The organism is Treponema pectinovorum, assembly GCF_900497595.1.
GTDB lineage: Bacteria > Spirochaetota > Spirochaetia > Treponematales > Treponemataceae > Treponema_D > Treponema_D pectinovorum.
This window is the reverse complement of the sequence record NZ_UFQO01000002.1, coordinates 505,581-512,612: the sequence shown is the minus strand read 5'-3', so window position 1 is coordinate 512,612 and position 7,032 is coordinate 505,581. Positions and strand designations below refer to the sequence as shown.

Annotated in this window: 5 protein-coding genes; 3 read left to right on the top strand and 2 right to left on the bottom strand. The window is 37.6% G+C overall.

The window, feature by feature from the left end; translation table 11 throughout:
• Positions 1–372: 372 nt before the first annotated feature.
• Both FXX65_RS04660 and FXX65_RS04655 read right to left on the bottom strand, forming a co-directional pair.
• The gene (locus tag FXX65_RS04660; protein WP_147613643.1) at positions 373–804 is read right to left on the bottom strand and encodes a hypothetical protein; all 432 of its coding nucleotides are present in this window, start codon (positions 802–804) and stop codon (positions 373–375) included.
• Between the two features lie 204 nt (positions 805–1,008).
• Positions 1,009–1,455: a PTS sugar transporter subunit IIA gene (locus tag FXX65_RS04655; protein WP_078930530.1), complete on the bottom strand. Its 447-nt coding sequence runs from the start codon at positions 1,453–1,455 to the stop codon at positions 1,009–1,011.
• A 525-nt stretch (positions 1,456–1,980) separates the two neighbouring features.
• Here FXX65_RS04655 and FXX65_RS04650 point away from each other — a divergent pair.
• The 3 genes from FXX65_RS04650 (at position 1,981) to FXX65_RS04640 (ending at position 6,989) form a co-directional block, all read left to right on the top strand.
• Entirely contained in the window at positions 1,981–2,388 is a 408-nt protein-coding gene (locus tag FXX65_RS04650) for a hypothetical protein (RefSeq protein WP_147613642.1), read from the top strand.
• Between the two features lie 18 nt (positions 2,389–2,406).
• Positions 2,407–3,423, top strand: coding sequence for a radical SAM protein (locus FXX65_RS04645; protein ID WP_147615298.1), 1,017 nt, complete (start codon positions 2,407–2,409; stop codon positions 3,421–3,423).
• A 107-nt stretch (positions 3,424–3,530) separates the two neighbouring features.
• The gene (locus tag FXX65_RS04640) at positions 3,531–6,989 is read left to right on the top strand and encodes an alpha-amylase family glycosyl hydrolase (protein WP_147615297.1); all 3,459 of its coding nucleotides are present in this window, start codon (positions 3,531–3,533) and stop codon (positions 6,987–6,989) included.
• The last annotated feature ends 43 nt before the right edge of the window (positions 6,990–7,032 follow it).

Here is a 7,032-nt window from a genome sequence, read left to right as displayed (position 1 = left end):
GCGTTAATGGAGAGTAGTGAGTGATATTAGTCGGTGTGAAATCAGATGTGAAAAGGCTATTATACATAGCTGAGGTGTTAGGTGTGAGAGTACTTTCAAGTGTTTTTTTTGTCAAGCCGAAGAAAGCATACGAGATCTATTACGGTCGCGGGTGCGCGGAGATGTGGATAAGAGAAAGTTGTAATTTTATGCGTCATACTCCACCAAATGTCACCATTTTCGTTATAAAACACAAAAATCACATAAAATAGAACGCCTAAATAGCATCAACAAAACTCAAAAATCGCACAAAATCGCATACTTTAAAATAAGCCCACGCAAAAGCCAACCTATTACACAAAAATGCAAATGATTGACTATCTCTAAACTTCCTTAATATAAAACAACCTCATCGTTACAGGCAGTTTTCGAAAAATAAACGTAATGCGGGTGTTTCTCTGAAATTTTGTCAAAAAAATCTTTTAAAACATCCACATCGCAGGCAATCTGTTCTGGAAGTGCAAAGCCGATAACCGATTTGCAATCTTTAATCCGCCTGCTTGCATGCTTTATCGCATTGTTGTATTGACCAGGAATCGCTTTTTTGTCGTACGCACATTCAACAAAAACAAATTCGCCTTTTTCTTCGAGCGTTTTAAGTTCATCGCGCAACTTTGCCAAAAATTCTTCGTTGTAAACTTCTTCCGCGCCTTCAATTTCACTCCATTTTATTCGCTTAACCATTTTTTCCGTAATGGGAACCTGAGTGCCATCCATTTTAAAAAGCAAATGATTTTTAGAAGTAAAAAGTTTTTCAAATTTCATATAATCTCCAAAAAAATTGGCAAAAAAATCAAATAATGCAATTTACTTTGGGCGTTCCCCGCCATAAATGGCGGGTCGAGCCATCCGTGGTTCCGCTATCGCTCCATTGCTTCGCAACTTGCGCCACTACTGTCTCTAACGCATTCAAATAAAAAAAGCCTCCGACCAACAGGCCAAGAGGCTATTACATACATCGTTGATATTCTATTCTGTAAGAATCTTTATAACTTCAGCCTTGTCCTGAGTGTTAAGAATTTGCTGTCTTTTTTCTGCACTTTTGAACAACAAACTCACCTCAGCCAAAAATTGAAGGTGCGGTCCTGTCTTGTTAACTGGAGAAAGTGTCATAATAAAAATACGACAAGGTTCCTGATCAAGAGAATCAAAATCAACAGGATTGTCAGAAATTCCAATGCAAGCTACCAAATCAGAAACAGTGTCTGTTTTTCCATGCGGAATCGCAATTCCGTGCTTCATTCCAGTAGACATCTTGCGTTCACGATCAAGCACGCACTCTCTCGCAGCAGCTTTATCGGTTACTTTTCCAGCCTTGATTAAAATTTCTAGCATCTCATCTATGATGTCTTCTTTAGTTTTTCCCTGTAGATGAAGCTCTACAGTTTCGGGTGTTAATACAGTTCTTAAGTCCATATTCTCAATATACCTTTCATTATAAGCAAAGTCAAGAAAATTTATTACATTTTAAGCTTTTAGAGATACAAAAGCCTGCAAAATTAAAGATATTTTAATTTGTTATAAAATAAAGATTTAATATTTTTTTTATTGTAAAAAGTCGTTAAAAAATTACCTGTATTTTTACAAAACTGTCGACATCAATTGTAGGTACACATCCGTGTGCGACAAGCGGCAGGGATTGGCATTTCAAGAAAACTTCCGTGTTTTCTTGAAACAGACAGTTTTTTACAAAACTATCAAGATTTATTGTAGGTACACATCCGTGTGTACAGCCGTCGACCGCAGGAGCATAGCGACGAGGACGATGTAGCGTTAGCGAAACCCCGAAAAGCCTGTTTTTTGACTGCCGATAGGCTGGCAAAAAGCCGCCCAAATTTATAAAACACAAAATCTTACATTTTGAACTTATTGCTGTTTTTACTTTACTTGCGATTTTCAATTTTAATTGAAGATTTATCACGGTTTTTCTATAATGGGCTTATGTCAGACGTATCAAAATTTTTATCGGATATTCAGAGAATAAAAAAACATGTTCGCGCAGACAATGCAAATCGCTACGACGGCAAAAAAGTCTGCGAGCAAATTGCTTCACTTTTTGTTACAAATAATCGCAATGTAGAAGATTTAGCGCGTTCAATCAGCGACTACTGGTTCAACACTTATATTTTATCTTCTGAAGATTTAGAAAATGAGCCTTCACAGAATAATTTAGACCGTATTATCGCGTTTCAAAATTTTATCGACGGCAGCGAAGACGAAGATTATGAAATTCTCTGTGCAGACGACTGGGAAACTCTAAAAGATTTTGTGAACGACGAAGCGGCTTCCATGGATTTGGACCTTTTGCAGTCGATGATGAGCGTTCTTCTAAAAAGCAATTCAATCTAAATCTGCAATTTATTTTTTATGAACGATTTTCCATCTCTCGATTCACTTTACTCAAATTGCACTCAGTGTCCGCGAAACTGTAGCGTTGACAGAACCAAGGGACGTGCAGGTTTTTGTCTGGAAGATTCTTCGCTTAGAATTTCTGTTGCTTGTCTTCATTTTGGAGAAGAGCCGCTTGTCGTTGCTTTTGGCGGCAGCGGAACGATTTTTTTTACAGGTTGCAATCTGCGCTGTGCTTTTTGCCAGAATTATCAGATAAGCCAGCAGGGAATGGGCAAAGTCGTTTCAAAAGAAGAATTTGCTGAGATTTGCTTGAGATTGCAGGACAACGGTGCAGAAAACATAAATCTTGTAACACCGAGCCATCATATTCCAAAAATTGCAGAAGGACTTGAAGAAGCTTTAAAGCGCGGCTTAAAAATTCCTGTCTGCTGGAACAGTTCCGGATACGAAAGCCCAGAAATGTTAGAGCGGCTTGACGGGCTTGTAAAAATCTGGCTTCCAGATTTTAAAACTTTAAATTCTTCCCTTGCAAAAAAACTTTTTGCCGCAGAAGATTATCCGCAAGTCGCAAAACAGGCGCTTTTATGGATGATAGAACACAATCCTCTAAAAATAAAAACTGTAAAAAAAGGCGAAGAAGAAAAAGGTAAAATATTGCAGGGAGTGATAATACGCCACCTGTTTTTGCCTGGAAAATTTGAAGAAACGGCAGAAGTTTTGCTCTGGTTAAAAGAAAATGCGGATAGAAAAGCGATTATCTCGTTGATGAGCCAATATACTCCTGTTCCTTTTAAGTGCGAAGAAAAAGATTTGGAAAAACGAAAACTCGCACTCTCTTCTATAGAAAACAGGCTTGTAAGCAAAACCGAAGATCAGGATTTAAGAGATTTAATAGACGCTTACGATTTTGACTACCTTTTTTATCAAGATTTATCTTCTGACACGGACTGGCTGCCAGATTTTAACAGAAAGCAACCCTTTTCAAATGCGCTTGCAAAACCAATCTGGCAGTGGAAATACGGCTGGTGCTAAAAGCTCTCTTTTGGGCAACTGTGTTTGGGGAAAATCAAAAGTCAATTTTTATTAAAAAGATTAGCCTTTCGTGGTATAATAAAGAAATTTTATAACAGAGGCACAAAATGGACTTTTCCTACAACGAATTTCACATATCAAAAAAAATCCGAGATATATGCGGTTTTTCAGAAACCATTTTTTCATCCTCTGGCAACGTAATTTTTTCGAATATCGCACAGGCAAGAATTTTCCAGGCACAATTCAACAAAAATTACAAAGATTCAACAAAACAGTTGAGTGCTGCTGAATTAAACGCGATGGGTCTCTTAGACGAGATTTTTCATCTTGCTTGCTATGCATACAGAAGAAAAAAATATCCAAATGCCTTTAAAGAGCTTTTAGATGAACTCGATAAAAATTTTGGAAGGAAAAAAGTCGATTCTCTTTTAACAGATTTTTGCACGGAATTTCCGCCTGTTGCCGTTTACAAAGGCGAATGTTCAATTCAAGATTTTTTGGCGACTCAAATGGTTGAGCGTAAGACAAAACGAATTCGCTCCAACCGCGAGCAAGTTTTGGAAGAACTTATGATTTTAAGGCTGGACAGGGAAAATCCTGCGTTCAAAAATTTTTATGTTCTTTTTGATGACTCCAGTTTAAAACAAAACCCGATTTACGATTCTTTCTATTCACTTTTAAAAGCGTTTTTCAAAAAACTTCCATACTGGGGCAATTATGGTCACGATTTAATGACATTTTTAAAAGAGCCAATAAATTTTGCTCCAAATGACCTACGCGAACAGTTAAACTATGTGCGACTACATTGGGCAGATCTTTTTCTTGCTGGCGACGGAGATGAAGAAGACTTTTTTATACAAAAACTTTTGAGCGCAACGGATTTTTTATCAGAAGAATGGAAAGCAAAATGGCAACCAACAAATGCCGGTTCAGCAGATTATTCTCCACCAAATTACGACTATCTTTTGCGAGAATACGAAGGTTTTAGCACAGATAAAGAATGGATGCCTCGCGTGGTTTTAATGGCAAAGACTGTTTTGGTTTGGCTTTTTCAGCTTTCAAAAAAATATAACAGGCAGATTACGCGTTTGGATCAAATTCCAGATGAAGAACTCGATTTATTAAGGGAGCGCGGATTTACAGGTTTGTGGCTCATAGGTCTTTGGGAGCGCTCAAATGCAAGCCGCACCATAAAGCAACTTTGCGGAAACCCAGAAGCTGCTGCGAGTGCATATTCACTTTACGACTACGAAATTGCAGGGGAATTAGGCGGATGGTCTGCACTTGAAAACCTTAGACACAGGCTTTCAAAACGCGGAATAAGGCTTGCAAGCGACATGGTTCCAAACCACACAGGAATCGACGCAAAATGGGTTGTAGAACGCCCTTCTCTTTTTATTCAGCGAAACGACAATCCATTTCCACAATATACATTCAATGGTCCAAATTTAAGCAGAGATGGCAGGGTCGCAGTTTATCTTGAAGATCACTATTATTCAAAAACCGACTGCGCGGTCTGCTTTAAGCGAGTCGATTGTTCAACAGGCAGAGAAACCTACATCTACCACGGAAACGACGGAACAGGAATGCCTTGGAACGACACCGCTCAATTAGATTTTTTAAATCCAGAAACCAGGCAGGCTGTAATTCAAGAGATAGTAAAAGTTGCGAAAAATTTTCCTATAATAAGGTTTGACGCTGCAATGGTTCTGGCAAAAAAGCACATAAAACGGCTTTGGTATCCAGAAACTGGAAAAGGTGGAGATATTGCAACACGAAGCGAATTTGCCCTTTCGGCAAAGGAATTTGATGAGCGCATTCCAGAAGAATTTTGGCGAGAAGTTGTAAACACAATAGCAAAAGAAGTGCCAGATACTTTGCTTTTAGCAGAAGCATTTTGGATGATGGAAGGCTATTTTACAAGAACGCTTGGGATGCACAGAGTTTACAACAGCGCATTCATGAATATGCTCAAAAAAGAAGAAAACTACAAATACAGACAAACTGTAAAAAATACGATTTCGTTCGATCCGCAAATCCTAAAACGCTACGTAAATTTTATGAATAATCCGGACGAAGAAACAGCAGTAGCTCAATTTGGAAAAGGCGACAAATACTTTGGGGTTTGCACTTTGATGTCTACAATGCCAGGCTTACCGATGTTTGGACACGGGCAAATTGAAGGATTTGAAGAAAAATACGGAATGGAATACACGCGCTCGTACAGAGATGAAAATCCAGATGAATATCTGATTGAGCGTCACAAAAGAGAAATTTTCCCACTTTTAAAAAACAGAAGGCTTTTTGCAGGTGTGGAAGACTTCCTTTTTTACGATTTAAGAAATGAGCAAGGCGTAAACGAAAATGTGTTTGCATATTCAAATCGCTTGCAAGGGGAAGCTTCCCTCGTCTTTTACAACAATCGCTACGAAAGGGCTAGCGGTTGGATAAAAGTTTCCTGTCCTTATTCGATAAAAACAGGAAGCGGCGAGCAAGACAAAAAACTTGTAACAAAAACGCTTGGAGAATCGTTTTGCTTATCTTACGAAGACGATTTTTACCTTATAATGCAGGAGCAGCGTTCTAACTTTTGGTATATAAGAAAGTCCTGCGAGATTTTAAATGACGGACTTTTCGTCTTTCTCGATGGATTTCAAAGTCAAGTGTTTTTAAACATAAGTCAAAAAAAAGATGAAGATGGTCATTTAAAAGAAGTGTATGAATTTTTAAACGGCAGTGGAACTCCAGACCTGGAAATAACATGGCAGGAAATTCACTATAAAGCCGCTTATGACGAATTCAACAAATTTCTAGACTTGTACTTTGCACTTTTTGAAAATTTAAAGACTGGCGGAAAAATTTCTTCAAAAGAAAAAACAGAAATTCAAACAACATTAGAAAATTTCTACAAAGAAGCGAACAAATTTGCACAGGAAATCGAAGGAAAAAAGTTAAGCGAAAAAACAAAAAATCGCTCGTCAAAATCCGCAGATAAAAAAAAGGCAAAACCTCGTCTTGCAATAAAAATGATAGCGACACCAAAATTCAACCTCGGAACGCAAAAAAAGTTCTTAGATTCAAAAATGTACGAAACCCTTTTTGTGCAAAAATTGTACAAACTGCTTGAGCCTCTGGCAAAAAAAGATTTTGCACAAAAACTTGGCTTAGAACGTAAAATCGCAGAAAAAATAGAAAAATCGGGCTTTGCAAAAGATTTTACAGAATATTCTGCACAAAAAATATCGGAGTTCATAAAAAAGGCTTTTATATTTGCACAAGTTCGTTGCGATTCCTTAAAACTTGCAGAACTTTTGATGGATTCTCCAGAAAGTTCTTATCTGGCAGGAACAAACTTTTTTGACGGAATAAAGTGGTTCAATAAAGAGTGCACAGAAGATTCAATAAAAATGGCACAAGAAATTTTTATGCTTTCTTCAACAAAAAAATCTGAACCAAAGATAAAGTCTGTTTTCAAAAAACTCGACAACGCTCAAAAAAACTCCAATTACAAATGCCAGGAATTTTTAAAGCTTGCTGGAAAGAAAACGACAAAAAGTGAAAAGTAGCATTCGAAAAAAAATTGCAGATAACGCTCGCCGCACATGCAAG